The sequence below is a fragment of the Maribacter sp. C-4077 genome, from assembly GCF_055378385.1.
Map to the genome: position 1 here is coordinate 3,900,937 of NZ_AP038807.1, position 18,698 is coordinate 3,919,634.

15 protein-coding genes are annotated in these 18,698 nt (G+C 42.0%); 7 read left to right on the top strand and 8 right to left on the bottom strand.

Annotation, left to right across the window (positions count from 1 at the left end; all coding sequences use genetic code 11):
- Nucleotides 1–44: 44 nt before the first annotated feature.
- Nucleotides 45–1,433, top strand: coding sequence for a phosphoglucosamine mutase (gene glmM, locus ACZ41C_RS16985; protein ID WP_464563153.1), 1,389 nt, complete (start codon nucleotides 45–47; stop codon nucleotides 1,431–1,433).
- Here glmM and ACZ41C_RS16990 read toward each other — a convergent pair.
- Nucleotides 1,430–2,419, bottom strand: a complete 990-nt coding sequence (locus tag ACZ41C_RS16990) for a sterol desaturase family protein (protein WP_464563155.1) — start codon at nucleotides 2,417–2,419, stop codon at nucleotides 1,430–1,432. The genes glmM and ACZ41C_RS16990 overlap by 4 nt on opposite strands.
- 90 nt (nucleotides 2,420–2,509) lie before the next feature.
- Nucleotides 2,510–3,406, bottom strand: coding sequence for a lysophospholipid acyltransferase family protein (locus ACZ41C_RS16995; protein WP_464565775.1), 897 nt, complete (start codon nucleotides 3,404–3,406; stop codon nucleotides 2,510–2,512).
- Between the two features lie 58 nt (nucleotides 3,407–3,464).
- Here ACZ41C_RS16995 and ACZ41C_RS17000 point away from each other — a divergent pair, with 58 nt between their 5' ends.
- Nucleotides 3,465–4,118 carry a rhomboid family intramembrane serine protease gene (locus ACZ41C_RS17000; RefSeq protein ID WP_138258208.1) on the top strand — a complete coding sequence of 218 codons (654 nt, stop codon included), beginning with the start codon at nucleotides 3,465–3,467 and terminating at the stop codon, nucleotides 4,116–4,118.
- A 133-nt stretch (nucleotides 4,119–4,251) separates the two neighbouring features.
- On the top strand, nucleotides 4,252–5,904 hold the full coding sequence (locus tag ACZ41C_RS17005) for an LVIVD repeat-containing protein (RefSeq protein ID WP_464563157.1): 1,653 nt from the start codon (nucleotides 4,252–4,254) through the stop codon (nucleotides 5,902–5,904).
- A gap of 69 nt (nucleotides 5,905–5,973) precedes the next feature.
- Here the strand turns inward: ACZ41C_RS17005 and ACZ41C_RS17010 are convergent, their stop codons facing one another.
- Together ACZ41C_RS17010 and ACZ41C_RS17015 are read right to left on the bottom strand one after the other, a co-directional pair.
- Complete coding sequence (locus ACZ41C_RS17010; RefSeq protein WP_464563159.1) at nucleotides 5,974–7,107, bottom strand: redoxin domain-containing protein; 1,134 nt, start codon at nucleotides 7,105–7,107, stop codon at nucleotides 5,974–5,976.
- Nucleotides 7,108–7,213: 106 nt separating this feature from the next.
- Nucleotides 7,214–7,708: a hypothetical protein gene (locus tag ACZ41C_RS17015; protein ID WP_138258211.1), complete on the bottom strand. Its 495-nt coding sequence runs from the start codon at nucleotides 7,706–7,708 to the stop codon at nucleotides 7,214–7,216.
- A gap of 94 nt (nucleotides 7,709–7,802) precedes the next feature.
- Here ACZ41C_RS17015 and ACZ41C_RS17020 point away from each other — a divergent pair, with 94 nt between their 5' ends.
- Nucleotides 7,803–10,709, top strand: coding sequence for an FAD-binding and (Fe-S)-binding domain-containing protein (locus ACZ41C_RS17020; RefSeq protein WP_464563161.1), 2,907 nt, complete (start codon nucleotides 7,803–7,805; stop codon nucleotides 10,707–10,709).
- Here the strand turns inward: ACZ41C_RS17020 and ACZ41C_RS17025 are convergent, their stop codons facing one another.
- A complete protein-coding gene (locus ACZ41C_RS17025) occupies nucleotides 10,710–11,564 on the bottom strand; it encodes a UDP-2,3-diacylglucosamine diphosphatase (RefSeq protein ID WP_138258213.1) in 855 nt (284 codons plus the stop codon). It abuts the gene before it with no gap.
- A gap of 274 nt (nucleotides 11,565–11,838) precedes the next feature.
- On the opposite strand from ACZ41C_RS17025, the gene aroC reads away from it, so the two are divergent.
- The 3 genes from aroC (at nucleotide 11,839) to ACZ41C_RS17040 (ending at nucleotide 15,672) form a co-directional block, all read left to right on the top strand.
- Nucleotides 11,839–12,903: a chorismate synthase gene (gene aroC, locus ACZ41C_RS17030; RefSeq protein WP_154919300.1), complete on the top strand. Its 1,065-nt coding sequence runs from the start codon at nucleotides 11,839–11,841 to the stop codon at nucleotides 12,901–12,903.
- Nucleotides 12,904–12,962: 59 nt separating this feature from the next.
- Nucleotides 12,963–14,288, top strand: coding sequence for a dicarboxylate/amino acid:cation symporter (locus ACZ41C_RS17035; RefSeq protein WP_154919298.1), 1,326 nt, complete (start codon nucleotides 12,963–12,965; stop codon nucleotides 14,286–14,288).
- 211 nt (nucleotides 14,289–14,499) lie between these two features.
- Complete coding sequence (locus tag ACZ41C_RS17040) at nucleotides 14,500–15,672, top strand: flavohemoglobin expression-modulating QEGLA motif protein (protein ID WP_464563164.1); 1,173 nt, start codon at nucleotides 14,500–14,502, stop codon at nucleotides 15,670–15,672.
- Nucleotides 15,673–15,733: 61 nt separating this feature from the next.
- Here ACZ41C_RS17040 and ACZ41C_RS17045 read toward each other — a convergent pair whose 3' ends face one another.
- From ACZ41C_RS17045 to ACZ41C_RS17055, 3 genes are all read right to left on the bottom strand, one after another.
- Complete coding sequence (locus ACZ41C_RS17045; protein ID WP_464563166.1) at nucleotides 15,734–16,513, bottom strand: DUF1206 domain-containing protein; 780 nt, start codon at nucleotides 16,511–16,513, stop codon at nucleotides 15,734–15,736.
- A gap of 71 nt (nucleotides 16,514–16,584) precedes the next feature.
- Entirely contained in the window at nucleotides 16,585–16,989 is a 405-nt protein-coding gene (locus tag ACZ41C_RS17050) for a thiol-disulfide oxidoreductase DCC family protein (RefSeq protein ID WP_464563168.1), read from the bottom strand.
- Nucleotides 16,990–17,029: 40 nt separating this feature from the next.
- Nucleotides 17,030–18,682, bottom strand: a complete 1,653-nt coding sequence (locus ACZ41C_RS17055) for a tetratricopeptide repeat protein (RefSeq protein WP_464563170.1) — start codon at nucleotides 18,680–18,682, stop codon at nucleotides 17,030–17,032.
- Between the last annotated feature and the right edge of the window lie 16 nt (nucleotides 18,683–18,698).

Consider the following 18,698-nt stretch of genomic DNA (forward strand, 5'->3'; position numbering starts at 1 on the left):
AAATTACCCTAACCCTTTATATTTGCAAAAACTTACTATTATTTATGACACTCATTAAATCGATTTCAGGCATACGAGGCACCATTGGAGGTAAACCGGGAGACAACCTAACACCCATTGACGCGGTAAAATTTGCCGCTTCCTACGGTATTTGGTTAAAGGACTATTCTAAAAAAGACAAATTGAAAGTCGTGATTGGGCGCGATGCCCGTTTATCCGGTGAAATGATCCAGAATTTGGTAGTTTCCACCCTTGTGGGATTAGGAATCGATGTCATAGACTTGGATTTGTCCACAACGCCTACGGTCGAAATCGCAGTGCCATTGGAAAAGGCCGATGGTGGTATTATCCTTACGGCAAGCCACAACCCAAAACAGTGGAACGCTCTCAAATTATTGAACGAACGGGGCGAGTTTTTGGACGCCGCCCAAGGTGCCAAGATTTTGGAAATTGCCGAAAAGGAGGATTTTGATTTCTCCGAAGTGGACCACTTGGGTGAAATCATTAAAAACGATAGCTATATTGATATCCATATTGATGAAGTGCTGAACCTTTCCTTGGTAGATGCCGATGTGATTAGAAAAGCCAAATTCAAGGTGGTGGTAGACGGTGTCAATTCCACGGGAGGCGTAGCCATTCCGAAGCTTTTGAAGGAATTGGGCGTGGAAGTGGTTAAATTATACTGCGATCCCACCGGTCATTTTCCCCACAACCCGGAACCCTTGAAAGAGCATTTAGGCGATATCTGCAAAATGGTTGTTGAGGAAAAAGCCGATTTTGGTATTGTTGTGGACCCAGATGTAGACAGATTGGCCTTTATCAGCAACGATGGGGAAATGTTTGGGGAGGAGTATACCTTGGTAGCCTGTGCAGACTACGTTTTAGGAAAAACCAAAGGAAATACGGTATCTAACCTATCCTCATCTAGGGCCTTAAGGGATATTACCGAAAAACATGGGGGCACTTATGAAGCCGCTGCCGTAGGGGAGGTCAACGTGGTGACGAAAATGAAAGCGAACAATGCGATTATTGGTGGCGAAGGAAACGGTGGAATTATTTATCCAGAAAGTCATTATGGAAGGGATGCCTTGGTGGGTACCGCTTTATTCTTGATGTTGATGGCGGAAAAGGGAGGTACCGTGGCCGAATTACGAGCGAGCTACCCTAGTTATTTCATGAGCAAAAAGAAAATAGAGCTGACCCCGGGATTGGATGTGGACGGAATATTATCTGCTATGGCCGATAAATACAGAAACGAGGAAATTTCCACGATTGATGGGGTGAAAATCGATTTCCCCGAAAATTGGGTGCACTTAAGAAAGTCCAATACAGAACCGATTATACGGATTTACACAGAGGCGAAAAGTCAGGAAAATGCGGATGCCTTGGCAGACCGGATTATTGGGGAAATCAAGGAAGTCGCAGGTCTCTAACCCGACCTGTTTGCCATATAATTTGCGCGTACAATTTTAGATGTTTTATGTTCCCCGGTATGGCTCCATCCTGGGGGCATAAAAATATAGGCCAATTTGTTTTTTACACCGGGAGCTTTCCAAACATCCTTGCCCAAAGCAATAATTTCCCCAAAATAAACATCCAAAAAATTACCACTGTTCACTTTTCGGGTGATGCCGTACTCGGGTTTTGTGTCCGTTTGCTCTTCCTGATAGGTACCAAAGACACGATCCCAAATATTCAGTAGATTACAAAAATTGGTGTCCATGTATAAAGGATTACGTGCATGGTGAACCCTATGATGAGAAGGTGTAAGCATAATTTTATTCAAAAATCCAAATCGGGCATCCTTGATCATGTTTTCTCCAACATGGATAAAAGCACCGTAGGTACCGTCAATAAACATGATCAAAAACAGCATGGCCGGTTCCACGCCCAACAAAATACAAACCGTAGTTCTAATCGTATCGGCATAGGGAGCTTCCAGAAAAAAATGGGCATAGGTTACGGACAGGTTCATATTTTCCGGTACATGATGCGTGGCATGCAGGCACCAAAAGAGTCGGACTTTATGGCCCAAATAATGGTAGATGAAGTGCCCAAATTCCCAGACTATATAGGCAAAGATGAACCAATACCATGTGGGTCCCGTATTGATCAGGGCGTACGGTTCAAACCACCCAATACACAGCGTCACCATTGCTATGGCTATAAACCGACCTACAAACCTATTGAAAACATAGATAAGAAAATTGACCTTGTAGACCTTGGTTTGAGGTTTTTTGTAAACAAGCCCTAATACAAATTCCAATAATACCAAAAGGGGAATAATTGGAAAAATAAGGCTCTGTACCCCTTCAAAAGTCCTGAAAGAACTGTATTCCCCTGATTTAATAATTTCCCAAGCCTGGGAAATACCCAAGAATCCAATGATTTCATTGTAAAGCGTATCCAATACCTCCATATGATTTTAGCATTTTAACGAAAATATCAATAAATATTAGAAATTAAAATACTCAAAGGTAGCTGGTTATATCCTGGGAAGTGAAGGTAGTTAAATTACCTTGGCAAATGAGGCGGGCGTTTTGCCCCTGTGCTTCCATCGTTTATGGGTCCATAAATAATGTTCCGGTCGTTCCCTTATTTGCTGTTCCGTCAATCTAAGGAAGGCTTCGGTAATTTCGTTTTCCTCGGTATTCTTACCGTTTTCGGTAATGGGGATAAATTCGGCCTGATAATACCCACGTTTGACCTTGCTGACCTTTAGGAAAACGACCGCCAGTCCCATTTTACGTGCCATGATCTCCGCCCCATTGAAAATAGGCACCTTCACACCCATAAATTCGGACCAATATTGTGCCCTGTGGGCCTGGGGGGATTGGTCGCTGACCATTCCAAAAATACCAATGATGCCATCCCGCTTATCCCTAACTACGGTTTTGACCGTTTGTTGTTGGGTAATCAAGGTCGTATTCCAACGCCCCCGCACCTTCTTAATGAAACGATCAAAATACTTGTTCTCTATTTTTTGGTAGACGGCATATCCTTTGGCCTTTATATAGTTGTTCATGCTAACGTTCCATTCCCAATTGGCATAATGTGAGCAGACTACCAGGATACTTCGTTTTTTTTCAATTTCATTGATCACTTCAATGTTAAGTACCTTGTATTTCTTTTTGATCTGTTCCTTGCTCAAATTCATGGACTTTATCATTTCCAGGAACATATCGCACATATGTCGGTAAAACTCCTTTTCTATCCTATGGATTTCCTTTGGGCTCTTCTCGGGAAAAACCAAATTCAAGTTTTCCTGAACGACCTTGCGTCGGTACCCAATGACCCTGTACACCAAAAAGAAGGCAAAATTGGAAAAACTATAAAATAGTGGGTACGGCAAAATGGAAATAATCCACAAAAAAGGATAGGTCAAAATAAAAACCAGTAGTTGCATGGCATCTTTCATACTGGGCAAATATAGCTATATTTGAAAGCATAAATATTGGATTTATATGTACAACTTGGACATCGCCACCATTGCCGTTATAGCAGCAAATATTATGGTTTCCCTGAAAGGTTTTAACGATACGTATTTTTTTGACCGATATAAATTTAGCATTGGTGCCATTAGAAGTGGCCAAAAGGAACGCATGCTTACCTCCGGGTTTCTACATGTAGATGTGGCCCACCTCTTCTTCAATATGTTCACCCTATACTTTTTTGCTGATGTGGTCATTAGCTGGTTCGGGCAGGGAAATTTCATTATCATTTACTTTATAAGCCTTCTAGCAGGGAGTCTCCTGGCCCTGTTCTTTCATAGGGACGAAACCTATTACAGTGCCGTTGGTGCCAGCGGTGCGGTTACGGGAATTTTATATTCGGCCATACTCTTACAACCAAATGACAGTCTATACCTTATGTTCATTCCCATTCCAATTCCTGCCTATGTCCTTGGAATTGGCTATTTATTGTATTCCATTTACGGTATGAAAAGTCGTCTGGGCAATATTGGCCATACCGCACACTTTGGTGGAGCGGTAGGCGGCTACTTGATCACCCTAATTTTTATGCCAAATCTTTTGGCTACGGATACGTTGATGGTCATCTTATTGGCTATACCCATCATACTGCTTTTTGTACTGGCCAAACTGGGAAAACTCAATTAAGTAATACTATTCTTACGGATTTTTACTTTTTATAGTTTTTTTCTTGTATTTTATCGAAAAAGACTACGAAATCATAAGGAATACGGGGTCGGTTCGTTGTTAAGGGACTGAATAAAAACCAAATCTTTTACCAATGATAAGAAGATTCCCCATTTTGATTGCCACTATAGGTGCAGTGTTCTTTTCCTGTAGTGACGAAACCACCGTGTATGAAGATCCAAACAACAGGGACAACCTGAGATTGGAGTCCAATGAAACACTTTTGGAAAATAGTGTTTTATATGATAAAGCCGGTGTGCTTGACATCTTGGACGAAGCTACCATAACAGGCAAATACGCTTCCAGCGCAAAGGCACAACCTGCGGGAGATTATCCCTTGACCTTGGTGGCCCAGGTAGATGTACCGTCATTTCAAGGCGGTGAGAACCTGACTGCGTCCCACGTGGCAGTGGAAGGGGACTATGCCTATGTTTCCTACAATACGGTAGATGCCAGTTTTGTCGGTGCCGTGGATATTATAAATGTGAAAAACCCTAGAAATCCAAAGGTGTCCTCAAGACTGTATTATACCAATGCAGACATCAATGCCATTGCACATGATAATGGTTATGTTTATTTGGCAGGGGGAGTTGATTCCGAACTTTCAGTTACCGCAACCGCCAATTCCTTTGTGGCCAAAATATATGCCCCTGACGGACGATTTGACCTGGATGCCGGAATAACCTATGGTTTTCAGGATGGTTACAATGCCACGGATGTGGAAGTCGTTTCTGATAAAGTGATAGTCACAAGTGGTCAGCAAGGTTTTGTAAGAGTGTATAATAAATCGGATTTAAGCACGGTTGTTGAAGCTCCTTATGCAGATTTAAGGGCCGTTGCGGCCAATGAATCCAACATTGCCGTATTGGATGCCAGTGCAGGCGTTTCCATTTTGGATCAAAGTCTGAATACCATAAAGGACATCGCCATTGATTCCGATTTTGGGGAAAACACGAAAAGAACATTGGATTTTTATGGCCCCAACGTTATCGTTTCGGAAGGATCCAAAGGTGCCGGGGTCTATAATGGAAGTACGGGAGACTTTGTGGAATATATTCCTATTTTATTGAACCCTGAAACCGTTGACGCTGCGGATGTTGTTACGAATGCCGTGGCAACGAATGACAATGTATTGTTAATGGCAAACGGAGGTGCCGGACTTTGTCTATCCGAAGACAAGGAAAATGCCGATACCAGTTTGGTGGGTATCATCCAATTGGAGGGCTCCATCAACTTTGTGGCCTCCAAAGACGATTATATTTTCGCCGCTTCCGGTTTGGAAGGCTTGCAGATTATTAAGTTGAACAGACCTGATGAAAGTTTGGTTGCCAGATGCTCCAACTTAAATGGCTACAGCGGCAGTTCTAACTTGAACGTAGATTCAGGATCCACTCAAAGTTACAGAGGTTCAAAACGCTTTTTTGATTTTGATGTGTATGGTGAACTTTTACTTTGTGGCTCCTGGACCGTAAGAAATCAAGTCGTGATACACGAAAATGCGCTATTTGAGATGAACGGACATTTTGCAGTGGCACGAAATTCCAGAAGGGGAGATGTCACCGTTAAATCAGGTGCGACACTAAGAATAGAGGGTAACCTGACCATTTACGGGGATTTGATCCTGGAAGATGGTGCATCTGTGGAATTCATCGGGGAAAATAATGCCGTCAACATTTTTGGTTCCGTTACGAGAACGGGAGATACGACCGTAACAGGTACATTTCTAGATGTAAGGGGCAAATTCTAACCGAAACCTGAATAAAATAAAAAAGGCCAAGTGTAAAATCTTGGCCTTTTTTATTCATGAATCTTTCGTTTAATTGAGGAGTTCCGCAACCTTTTCTTCCAGGGCAGGGCCTCGTAAGTTCTTGGCAACAATGACCCCATTTTCATCCAACAGGAATGCGGCAGGTATCGCATCAACATTATAGAGTTTGGCGATTGCATCGTCAAAATAAGCGATGTTGGAAATATGGTTCCATTCCAGTCCGTCGTCCTCAATGGCTTTTTTCCAAGCATCTGCGGTTCTATCCAAAGAAACGCCTACAATGTTCAGTCCTTTATCATGGTATTTTTTATACACGGAAACAATGTTCGGGTTTTCGGCCCTGCAAGGTCGGCACCAAGCGGCCCAAAAATCCACCAAAGTCGCCTTTCCCAATAAATTTTTGAGCTCCAAGGTTTCCCCGTTGGGATTTGGACCTGAAAAATTGGGTGCCGTTGCACCAATGGAGGTATTCTTATCGGCTTCTTCGGACGCTTTAAGCCGTTCCAACAAATCTAAAATTCGTTGTCCCGGTTTGGAATCCTTGATTTCAGCCGAAAAAGTATCATATAGTTCCTGTGCTTTGGATGATTCAATGGTCTTTGTACTTATGGACCGCTCCAAAAGCAATGCGGATATCAAGGCATTGGGATTCTCCGAAACAAATTTCGTCTCAAAACCTTGGTATTCTTCGGTAAGTTCCTGCATTTCGTCACGTAGGGCCGCAATATTTTCGGGCGAGCCACCTGAGGTTGTTGCACGCTGTAAATCCTCCTGAATGGATTTCGCCTGAAATGAAATTTTTCGGGATTCCTCCATATAATTTGCAAAAAAATCATTTTGGGGCGTACCTCCAATATCCGCAAAGCCAAGGCTGTCGATGGATGCCTCAAAATCGATATCGCCATTTTCTAGAATTACGGCGGTATATCCTTGGGCCTTATCCACGAATATGTAATATAACTCGGGTTTTTCTGCCACTCCGGAGAATTTGAATTTTCCTTGGGAAATGGTGGTGGTATCCACTTCAATGGGCTGATTGCCCTCACCAATCGTCTTGAGGAAAACCTGTGTACCATCTTCCAAATCTCCCCGTAAGGATCCATTGATGGTGTAGCCATCCTTTGCTTGGTTACAACTACTCATTGCCATGGCACATAGCGAAAACAACAATAAACTTCTCATATTCTATTTTTAGTAAAAAACAAATGTACTATTATCCCATAGGATAAAAAAAAGGCCCTTCAAAAATATCTTGAAGGGCCTTTTGTTTTTATTAGGAAGTGAGCGACTAAAAGGTATACCGTACACCAAGCCCTATGTCAAAATCAAAATTATCTGAGAAACCGTCATAGCCTAGAACACCTATTTCCGGTCTAAAATCCAATGATAAGAGCAATGGAATGTCAAATTTGTATTCCACCCCAATGTCCCCGGCCGCAAAAATAAAGAGTCCGCCTTCATCGTCTACCCCTGGAATATTTGGAAAATCAACACTTCCCAAACCGCCACCAACGCCGTAGTACCAGTTAAATCCTCCCTCAATGGGTCGTACCCACTGATAAAGCGCGGCTAATTTAAATGCATCGTAGTTCCTACTGTCCCTCCAGCCAAGGTCAAACTCGGCCCTGTTGCTTCTACCTATTGATTTTTGATAGGAAATTTCCGCTCCAAAACCGTCGCTATCGCCCAAACGCAAACCAAGGGCATGATCGGAAATTTCCTGGGCGTTTACTGAAACTGTTCCCACTAACAAGAAAAAGGATAAAATTTTTAAAACTTTCATGTATTCTAGATTTTTTATTAATAACAAAAAGCAACATTGTTGTATATGTTGCTCAGACAATAAAACTTAATTTAGCGGTCAAAATTGTGCTACCTTGAATATATTATTGTCCCATTTACAACTAGAATTAGAAGGAGAACTTCAGATAGGCGACCTGTACAAGTCACTATATGCCACGGATGCTTCGGTTTACCGTAAGATTCCCTTGGCAGTGGCATTCCCTAAGTCCAAGGAAGATATCAAAAAATTGATAGGCTTTGCAAAGGAGCATAAGGTTGGACTAATCCCAAGAACGGCAGGGACTTCCCTTGCAGGACAATGTGTTGGTGACGGTATTGTGGTGGACGTGTCCCGATATTTCACGGAAATAATACATTTAGATACCGAGAAAAAACAGGTAACGGTACAGCCCGGGGTGATCCGCGACGAACTGAACCTATATTTAAAACCGTTCGGTCTTTTTTTTGGCCCCAACACGTCTACTTCGAACCGATGTATGATCGGGGGCATGGTAGGCAACAATTCGTCCGGTACCACATCCATTCAATATGGGGTGACAAGGGACAAAATAGTTTCGCTAAAAACCATTTTGTCCGACGGTAGTGAGGCCGAATTCAAAGCAAGGACAGCCTCTGAATTGGCCAAAATCGAATCATCAGATTCATTTGAAGCTTCTATTTACAAAAGCATATCCAAAGAACTGGCTAATAAGGATATAAAAAATGAAATAATCAAAGAGTTTCCCAAGCCGTCCATCCATCGAAGAAATACGGGATATGCGGTTGACGAACTTTTGAAATCCGAAATCTTTGGCGGAGAAAGACCAACGTTAAACTTGGGAGAATTACTATGTGGAAGTGAGGGCACCTTGGCGTTTACTACCGAAATCACCCTCCAATTGGATGACCTACCACCAAAATTATCGGCTATGGTGGTGACGCATTACCACACTTTGGAGGATTGCCTTATGGATGTTGTTCCCGTCATGGAACATTCCCTTCAGCTTTGTGAAATGATGGACAAGGTAATCCTGGATTGCACCAAAAACAATCGTTCACAATTGGCGAATAGGTTCTTTGTAGAGGGCGACCCAGCCGCGCTGTTGATGTTGCAGGTAAGTGCCATTGATGAGCAGGCCTTGGAAACGGAAGTCAAAAAACTGATGGCGACCATTGAAAAATCGGGCTTAAGCTATGCCAGCCCTGTTCTTTTCGGTGAAAATATCAACAAGGCCATAGAGTTGCGAAAGGCGGGCCTTGGGCTATTGGGAAATATCGTGGGGGATATGAAAGCGGTTGCCTGTATAGAGGATACCGCGGTTGCCGTAGAAGATTTAAAGGATTTTATCGGTGAATTCACCCAAATTATGAAGGGCTACGGGCAAAGCGCGGTGTACTATGCCCATGCGGGAGCGGGCGAACTTCATTTAAGACCGATTCTTAACCTTAAGAAACGGGGAGACGTTACCCTATTCCGCCAAATTACCACGGACGTGGCGAAACTCACCAAGAAATACAAAGGTTCGTTCAGCGGGGAACACGGTGATGGCATTGTCCGCGCTGAGTTTTTGCCCTTAATGATCGGGGAAAGGAACTACGAACTGCTCAAGCGGATTAAGTCCTATTTCGACCCCGATAATATTTTCAATCCGGGGAAAATTGTAGATGCCTATCCCATGGATGAATCCTTCCGCTATGAGATTGACCGTAACGAACCGGAAATAGAGACCTTAATGGACTTTTCGGACAGTGAGGGAATCCTAAAGGCTGCCGAAAAATGCAACGGCAGTGGGGATTGCAGAAAGACCCATCTGATGAATGGCGCCATGTGCCCCAGTTATCACGTTACCAAAAATGAAAAGGACACAACCCGGGGAAGGGCGAACGCCTTACGGGAATTTTTAACGAACCCTAAAAAGACCAATGGTTTTGACAGCCAGGAGCTCAAAGAGGTCTTTGACCTGTGTTTGAGCTGCAAGGCATGTGCCAGCGAATGCCCAAGCAATGTAGATGTCGCTACTTTGAAAGCCGAATTTCTTTACCAATATCAGGAATCCAATGGATACCCCTTACGCGGAAAATTATTCGCCTACAATACCCAATTGAACAAAATTGGGAGCAAGGTTCCTGGTTTGACCAATGCCGTTTATGGGTCCAAGTTTTTAGGAAAAATCTTAAAAAAAGCATCGGGCGTAGCACTGGAAAGAGAATTACCAAAAGTGTATAGTTTTAATTTCGATAAACACCTTCAAAATATTAGTAATCAAAAAGGTATAAAAAAACAGAAAGTTGTCCTCTATATTGATGAATTCACGAATTATGTGGATATTGAAATAGGGAAGGACGCCATTGCACTATTGGTAGGTTTAGGATATGAGGTGGAACTCTTTTATGCAGAAAGTGGCCGGACCTTCCTGTCCAAAGGGTTTTTAAAACAAGCAAAAAAATTGGCGGAAAAGAATTCAAGGAAGTTGGTTGACTTTGCCAAAAAAGGAAGGCCGGTTCTTGGCCTGGAACCCTCTGCCGTATTATCTTTTAGGGATGAGTATAAAAGGCTTTTGGCAAATAAAGAGGCTTCGGAGTCGATAGCAAATAATTGTTTCCTGATCGAAGAGTTTCTAGCCAAGGAGATTCAAGAAGGCAAAATAGATGCCTCGTTTTTTACGGAAGTATCGGCAGACATAAAAATCCACAACCATTGCCACCAAAAGGCATTGAGCAATCAAAAAGTAACCTTTGACATTCTCAACTTGCCCAAAAACTATAAGGTTACCATCATTTCTTCAGGTTGTTGTGGGATGGCGGGATCTTTTGGTTATGAGAGGGAACACTACGAAACCAGTATGAACGTAGGCGGATTAAAATTGTTCCCCGCGGTCAACAACGCATCACCGGAGACTATCATTGCTGCTAACGGTACCAGTTGTAGACATCAAATATTTGATGGCACCAAACGAATCGCCCAACATCCGGTAAGCATATTGGCAAAGGCACTGAAATAATTATGCCCCAGGAGGAAGCATCCTTTTTTGTTCTTCCTTGAGTTCTATGGAAGCGATGAGTTGATTGAGGTTCATTTCCTTAAGGGCTTCGTCCATAAAGAAAGGCGATAGCTTATCGTTTTTATAATGGTACATTTTCCAGCGTTTCAAGGAATATTCCAAGGCCGTTAGATTTTCCACCCAATCCCCGGAGTTCAGATAGGTGACCCTACCACCACGTTTTTCAATATGTTCCTTTTTGGGTGTATGGATATGACCGCAAATGACATGATCGTATCGGTTTTGAATGGCTACGTCGATTACGGTCTCCTCAAAATTAGAAATATACCTTTCGGATTTTTTTTCGTCCTTTTTGATTTTTTTGGACAGGGAGTACTTTTCCTTCCGAAGTCTTTTTAGGAACCAATTGTTCAATTTGTTGACAGTGATCAAAAAACCGAAACCCAGGCTACCAAATTGGGCCACCCATCTGCCATTTATCCAGGGTATATCAAAAACATCGCCATGAAAGAACCACATTTTCTTTCCATGTAAGGTCAAAACCAACTTACGGGAAAACTGAATATTTCCCAAGGAAATATTTGCCAAGGTTTTGGGTGCCTCATCGTGGTTTCCCATGATATAGTGTACTTCGGTACCCTTTGAGGCCATGGAAACTATTTTCTTGATGACGTTTAAGTGGGACGTTGGAAAGTAGCTTTTCTTAAATTGCCAAATATCCACAATATCACCATTAAGAATGAGGATTTTAGGCTGTATACTGCACAGATATGCCAGAAGTTCATCGGCGTACGTGTCATACGTACCTAAATGAACATCGGAAATAACGGCAATTTCCAACTTTCGCTTTTTCACCTACTTAAACATCAAATAGTTAACCATTTCGTTTTATTGGGGTATTTTGTCTCTACAAGAAAACCCTCTATTAGGGTTCATCCCTAAAATATTCACAAAATTAAACCTAATGGTATATGCAATGGTTAACTGCCATATCATCAATTGATAAGGATACCGTTAAATTATCATTACCGGCCAAATGAATAGGTTAATTTAAGTTTAAGAGAACTGGATAATTTTCCATAAGGCTATTAAAGTTTACATTTGTAGGTATCTTTTAGTAAAAACGATTATGGCGGGTAATTCCTTTGGAAATATATTTAGGGTAACGACATTTGGCGAATCGCATGGCAGGGCCATCGGCGGGGTCTTGGATGGTTGTCCAGCGGGCATCCCATTAGATTTGGAATTGATACAAAAAGACCTGGACAGGCGTAAACCGGGTCAGTCCGCCATAGTAACCCAACGCAAGGAACCGGACGAAGTTGAGATTTACTCTGGGATTTTCGAAGGAAGGACAACAGGAACACCTATTGGATTCGCCATTCACAATACCAACCAGAAATCCAAGGATTACGGCCATATAAAGGATTCCTACCGGCCTTCCCATGCAGACTATGTCTACGACCAAAAATATGGCTTTAGGGACTATAGGGGCGGTGGAAGGAGCTCAGCCCGGGAAACCGCTAGTAGGGTAGTGGCCGGAGCCATAGCCAAACAGTTTTTAAAGGGTATCGAAATCAACGCCTTTGTATCACAAGTAGGCACCCTGAAAATGGAAAAAAGCTATTTGGAACTGGACCTGAAAACGGCAGAAGACAATATCGTTCGGTGTCCGGATCAAGAGATGGCCGTAAAAATGGAGGAATATATTAAAGCCATCAAAAAAGACGGGGATACCATTGGCGGCGTGATTACCTGTGTGGCCAAAAATGTACCCGTAGGGCTGGGAGAACCTGTTTTTGACAAATTGCATGCAGAATTGGGAAAGGCCATGTTGTCCATCAACGCAGTGAAAGGCTTTGAATATGGTAGCGGTTTTGAGGGAGTGACCATGAAGGGCAGCAAACACAATGACCCTTTCAACACGGACGGTTCCACAAAGACCAACCATAGTGGGGGAGTGCAAGGAGGTATCAGCAACGGTATGGACATTTTTTTTAACGTAGCCTTCAAACCTGTTGCAACCGTGATCCAAGGGTATGAGACCATAGACAAGGAAGGGAACATTGTGCAAACCCAGGGTAAAGGAAGGCACGACCCTTGCGTTGTCCCCAGGGCAGTACCCATCGTGGAGGCAATGACAGCATTGGTTCTTGCGGATTATATGCTCCTTTCCAGGGTGAATAAAATTTAATCTTTGGGGGAGTGGCGTGTCTGCTTTCTATTTGGTATCTTGAGCCAAAAGATTAACATATGCGTAAACTGGAATTGCACTGGCAAATATTGATAGGAATGCTCTTGGGCATTCTTTTTGGTTTCTTGATGACCCAAGTCACCTGGGGAAAGGACTTTGTAGGGGACTGGATACAGCCTTTTGGAACCATTTTCGTCAAACTTTTGAAGTTGATTGCAATCCCCCTTATTTTAGCCTCACTAATTAAAGGTATTTCAGACTTAAAGGATATTTCAAAATTCAGGAACATTGGCGTAAGGACCATTCTAATTTACATTACAACAACTGTCGTCGCCATAACCATAGGGTTGGTTTTGGTGAATATCATGCAGCCTGGTGAGGGTATTTCAGAAGAAACCATTACGAAATTGACGGACACCTATGCCAGCGATAGCGGCGTTACTTCAAAGATGGAAGAGGCATCCAGACAAAAAGGGGCGGGACCGCTCAAATTTTTGGAAGATATGGTCCCCGATAACGCCCTCGCTGCTATGACCGATAACAGTCTCATGTTACAGGTAATCTTTTTTGCCATATTCTTGGGGATCTCTATGTTATTGATCGGAGAAAAGGATGCCGAACCGCTCAAAAAGTTCTTTGACTCTTTGAACGATGTTGTGTTGAAAATGGTGGACCTTATCATGTTAACGGCTCCCTATGCCGTATTCGCTTTGTTGGCCGGAGTCGTAGTCTCTTCCAGTGATCCGGAACTATTGCTGGCTCTCTTGAAATATGCCGGTGTGGTTGTATTGGGGCTGGCATTAATGATTCTGTTTTATTCCATTGTTGTATCCTCGTTCACCCGGTACAATCCTTTGACATTTTTAAGTAAGATGAGCCCGGCGCAGTTGTTGGCTTTTTCTACAAGTTCCAGTGCTGCCACCTTGCCCGTCACTATGGAACGGGTAGAGGAGCACATTGGTGTGGACAAGGAAGTCTCCAGTTTCGTCCTACCCGTGGGGGCAACGATCAATATGGATGGGACCAGCTTATACCAAGGAGTCGCGGCCGTCTTCATTGCGCAGGCATTGGCCTTTGACCTTACCTTGGCGAACCAGTTGACCATAGTTTTGACCGCTTTGTTAGCTTCTATTGGTTCAGCAGCCGTACCGGGCGCTGGAATGGTAATGCTTGTAATCGTACTGGAATCCATTGGATTCCCACAGGATAAATTGGCCATTGGTCTGGCATTGATATTTGCGGTGGACAGACCCTTGGACATGTGCAGAACCGTTGTAAACGTTACGGGAGATGCTACCGTAGCGATGATGGTGGCCAAATCCGTGGGAAAACTCGGAAAGCCAAAAGTAAAAAATTGGGACGACCACTATGAAGAGGTGAAATAGGGAGGAATAGATCAAGTTCAAGTAACAAATTCAAGTATCAAGTTCAAGTAACAAATTCAAGTATCAAGTTCAAGCACAAAAGCTGTTGGCTGTTAGCCGTTAGTGGTTAGGGGTTAATGAAAACCATAAAAACCAACTCTAATTGCCAATAGCTCTCCGCGTATGGCGTATAGCTTACAAAAAATTAATAATCTACCTGAATCGGCCAAAAATGAAGCAAGAACCTATGATGGAAAATTTGGTGAACGCGTATCCATATGTTTTCGAAATTGATGGAAACCTTGACCGGTTGATAAGGAGCATAGAACTCCTAAGCTATGTAAACCCCTTGAACATCGAGAAGGAAAAGCACGCTTTCTTTGCTTCAAAATATACCCAAAATCCTGAGTTTCGCTATCCCAAATTAAAGTTTGACCCTTATAAATTGCACCGTTTGTTCTTTTCGCAACGTTTGGAACGTATTAAGGACGAAAAATTGAGAACGGCCTATCAGGAGATTATCTATTACTATTCCAACATGGTTCAATGCATCCAGACCATTGGCCAAAAGAACAGATTTCATTACAATTCCCTTAGGGTATATGGATCCCCGACTGAAAAGGACGTTGAAAATGCCAAGTATATATTGCATTTTACCGATGAAACCCATGGTCCGGATATGGAAAGAAAATTTACCCCTCTCGAGGCCAAGGAATATTTTGAAGAATTTGCAAGTAGGTATGACTTCCCCCTAAAAATAAAATATTCCACCAGCATTGCCGCCGATGCCATGGTAAGCAATGCCACCAAGACATTATTGGTTAAGAAAAATACCAAATTCAGCAAGAATCAACTACTGACCTTGGCCAACCATGAAATCGGTGTTCACATGGTTACCACCTTCAATGCACAGAACCAACCCCTAAAAATATTTTCCAATGGATTTCCCAAAAACGTGGAGACGCAGGAAGGACTAGCCGTTTTCAGTGAGTATATGAGCGGTGCCTTGACATTAAAGCGTTTGAAAGAATTGTCGCATCGAGTTTTGGCATCCGATAGTTTGATTAAAGGCTACACTTTTGCCGATACCTTTGACATGATTCATGCCCAGTACAAACTTGATAGGGATACGGCTTTTTCCATTACGCTAAGGGCCCATAGGGGAGGAGGGTTTACTAAAGACCGATTGTACCTGAGCGGACTACGCAAGATATATAAGCGATATCAGCAACAAAAACCCATGGACATATTGTTATCCGGTAAGGTTTCCTTGGATTGGGAAGAACTGATTGAACATTCCTTAAAGATAGGTTTAGCCGTTCCCAATAGCTATGACAATTTTGCCTTTCAAACAAATAAAAATGAGAATAAAACCTTGGATTTTATATTGAACAACCTTAAATAAGGGGCTCCAAACCGTAAAGGATTAACCGCAGCTCAATTTAAATATCGAATCGACAATTAACCTAATTAAAGGAGCGATATCGGGCCATGGTAAACATATAAACGCCATAACAGGCAAGTCCAGCAGCAACAATGCCCATCAACCATGGTCCAGAAGAATTTTGCTGCAAAAAGGAAAATGCGCTCTCAGTGCCTTTCATTTCACCAGAAGTATTACCCACAGAAAGCCCGGCAGAAATGAAGAAATAGGCTATGATTCCAACTAAAATACCCCGGGCCGACAGTCCGGCGTAGCCCATATTTTTAATGAATTTTATTTTAGTGGTTTCCGACATGGCTTTGAGATTGAATTTGGAAATAAAAGTTCCCGTATAGGCCTTTACAAATTGATAAACACTTTTTCCTGCCAAACAAAAACCTACTACAATAAAAAAGGACTGCTGATATTCAAGTGGTATCAAGGAAGATTTACTTCCTCCATTATTTCCGGTTTGTGAGAATGCGTTTATCAAAGATAAAAATCCAAGCCCCATGTAAATTAGTCCACTAATGAAGAAACTTATGCGTTTAATCGTACCTTTTCCATCATCCCCTATGTTTTCAGGATCTTGGATACTTTGAATAAAACGCCACAATGCATAGCAACAAAGTCCTAGTCCAAGTGCCACCAAAATAAATTTCCCAAAAGGTTGCTTTTCCAAAAATTCAATGACCTCTAATTTACCGGCTTTTTGGCCACCTAGATTAAAGGCTGCCAAAAAGGCCAATACACCCGTAATCAAATAAACTACTCCTTTTGAAACAAAACCTGTGCGTGCCGTCTTTATAATTTTATCATCCATGTTTACAAGTTTCCATATTTAATCCAGAAAATGTAGCTTGTAAGCTATGGTTGTTAATCCAATCGAAATAACTAGAGAAATTTGGCCCTGATTTCAGGACTTGGAACCATACAGGCTTCCCTTTTACCGAACCATTCGTATCTATATTTTGCAATTAAATCGTATACGATATCACGTATTTTACTGGGAATCAATTGAAAAATTTTAGAAACTGTCCTATATCCTTTTAAAGACTTGCCTACTTCCAGTGCAGCATCGGATTTTATATAAAAAGCCACTCCCGGTTCGATCAGCACAACGGAATCAATTTTAGTGGTGTCAATTTTTCGTTCTTTTAGAAGTCGTTGGCCCACATCGCTTTGTAAGGAAGTAAACTGAAAAACATCCTTGTGGTCCCGTTTTATAACGAACTGGACGAAACCGTTACAGACGTTGCATACCCCGTCAAATAGAATAATTTTTTTTGCTTTTTCCACAACACAAAGATAATGCAGCTTTAATACTAGACCTAAGGGTTTATAACGTATTTAAGAATTGGTTCAAATCTGTTTCCTTGTCCAGGCCCAGTTTCTTTTTGAGTCGGTACTTGGATTTGAGGATACTATCCGGTAAAACGTTGAGGGTTGCCGCAATTTCCTTAGTGGTGAGGTTCATGCGTAGAAAGGCCGCCAAGCGGATTTCCTTTTCCGATATATCCGGATAAATGGTCTTTAGTTTTTGGTCAAAATCGTTGTGCACCTCCGCAAAATAGCTTTTAAAGACCTCCCAATCCTTGTCCGATGCATTTTCCTTTTTTAATAGCATTACGATACGCCTAAACTCCATTTTGAACTTTTCCGGGGAGTTTTTGATGTTTTCCAGGTTTTCCATGAGTTCTTGGATAAAAGTGTTCTTCTGGACCAAGTGCAAGGTCTGGCTGGCCAATTCCTTTTGTTTGTGCTCGATTTCCTGTTGGTAGATAGCTTCTTGTTTTTCCCTTTCGATTTTGTTTTTCTTGATTCGCTGCCTGAATCCAAAGAATAAAAGTCCAGAGACCGTTAGGGCAGATGCCATGCCACCGGCATAAAGACCTTTTTTAAGATTACTGATTTCTACCTCTTGACTGAGGGTTTTTATTTCTTCTTGCTGAAGTGCAATTTCTGCTTCTTTCTTTTCGGTTTGATACTTAATTTCAAGATTGTTTATTCTTTCCGTTACCTCAACACCCTTAAGGCTGTCATATAATTGGTTGTACTTTGTCCTATACTCATAGGCACTTTTGAAATTATTGGTAGCCGCCTTAATTTCTGCCATTTTTCCATAACTACGAATAAGTCTTTCTATATTCCCTGTACTGTTGGCTATGACCATTGCTTGTTGCATGTATTCTTCGGCTTGATTATAGTTTTTTTCTACCATAGCCATTTCGCCCAAATTCCTTAAAATCAATCCCTTTAATTGTGGCTCCCCATATTTTTCTGAGTGCTGCAGTGCCAAGGAATAGTACGATTTGGCCTTTCCAAAATTCTCCATGTCGTCAAAAACGGCTCCTATATTATTATACTCCCTCGTCAATGCAATACTTGGATTTTTTTCAAAATGTGTTATACTCTTGTAGTGGTACTCGAGTGCTTTTTCATAGTGCCCTTCGTAGCGATAATTTGCTGCGAGGTTTCCCCAACATTTCGGGATAAAATCATTCAAACCATATTTCATGCATATTTCTTCACTTTGGAGATAGTACTTATTGGAAGCCTCCAAGTTTTTTACATCGAACATCAGATTGCCCATGTTCAAATAACTTCTAGCCAAATCTATAGGGTCTCCTTCTATTTTTTCATTAAGTTGAGCTGCTATTTGATGTGATTTCAAAGCCTCGTCATATTGGCCCAAATAGCGCTGGGAAATACCCAATTGATTGAGTGTATTGGGCATGGGACGCTCCATTTTTAGCTGTTCCAATAGATTCAATGCTTTTTTGCAATTATCAATGGAATTTTGAAAGTCCGATTTCAGATAGAAATAATGCCCAAATAGTTGATATGCCTTGGCTTCAAAATAAATTTCCTTTTGTTTAATTGCATTAAGCATTAGGCTATCGACAATAAGTTTAGCCTCTTCTAAATTATTTTCGACTGATTCCTGATAACGCAGTATTTGAGCTTCGAAGGCCAAGCTATCCAATTTCATTTTGCTACCGTTTTGG

Coding starts and splice junctions, on each gene's coding strand:
- ACZ41C_RS17055 (WP_464563170.1), bottom strand. CDS start 18,682: ATGAAATTGGATAGCTTGGCCTTCGAAGCTCAAATACTGCGTTATCAG.
- ACZ41C_RS17000 (WP_138258208.1), top strand. CDS start 3,465: ATGTACAACTTGGACATCGCCACCATTGCCGTTATAGCAGCAAATATT.
- aroC (WP_154919300.1), top strand. CDS start 11,839: ATGGCGGGTAATTCCTTTGGAAATATATTTAGGGTAACGACATTTGGC.
- ACZ41C_RS17045 (WP_464563166.1), bottom strand. CDS start 16,513: ATGGATGATAAAATTATAAAGACGGCACGCACAGGTTTTGTTTCAAAA.
- ACZ41C_RS17015 (WP_138258211.1), bottom strand. CDS start 7,708: ATGAAAGTTTTAAAAATTTTATCCTTTTTCTTGTTAGTGGGAACAGTT.
- ACZ41C_RS17010 (WP_464563159.1), bottom strand. CDS start 7,107: ATGAGAAGTTTATTGTTGTTTTCGCTATGTGCCATGGCAATGAGTAGT.
- ACZ41C_RS16995 (WP_464565775.1), bottom strand. CDS start 3,406: ATGCAACTACTGGTTTTTATTTTGACCTATCCTTTTTTGTGGATTATT.
- ACZ41C_RS17005 (WP_464563157.1), top strand. CDS start 4,252: ATGATAAGAAGATTCCCCATTTTGATTGCCACTATAGGTGCAGTGTTC.
- glmM (WP_464563153.1), top strand. CDS start 45: ATGACACTCATTAAATCGATTTCAGGCATACGAGGCACCATTGGAGGT.
- ACZ41C_RS16990 (WP_464563155.1), bottom strand. CDS start 2,419: ATGGAGGTATTGGATACGCTTTACAATGAAATCATTGGATTCTTGGGT.
- ACZ41C_RS17040 (WP_464563164.1), top strand. CDS start 14,500: ATGAAGCAAGAACCTATGATGGAAAATTTGGTGAACGCGTATCCATAT.
- ACZ41C_RS17035 (WP_154919298.1), top strand. CDS start 12,963: ATGCGTAAACTGGAATTGCACTGGCAAATATTGATAGGAATGCTCTTG.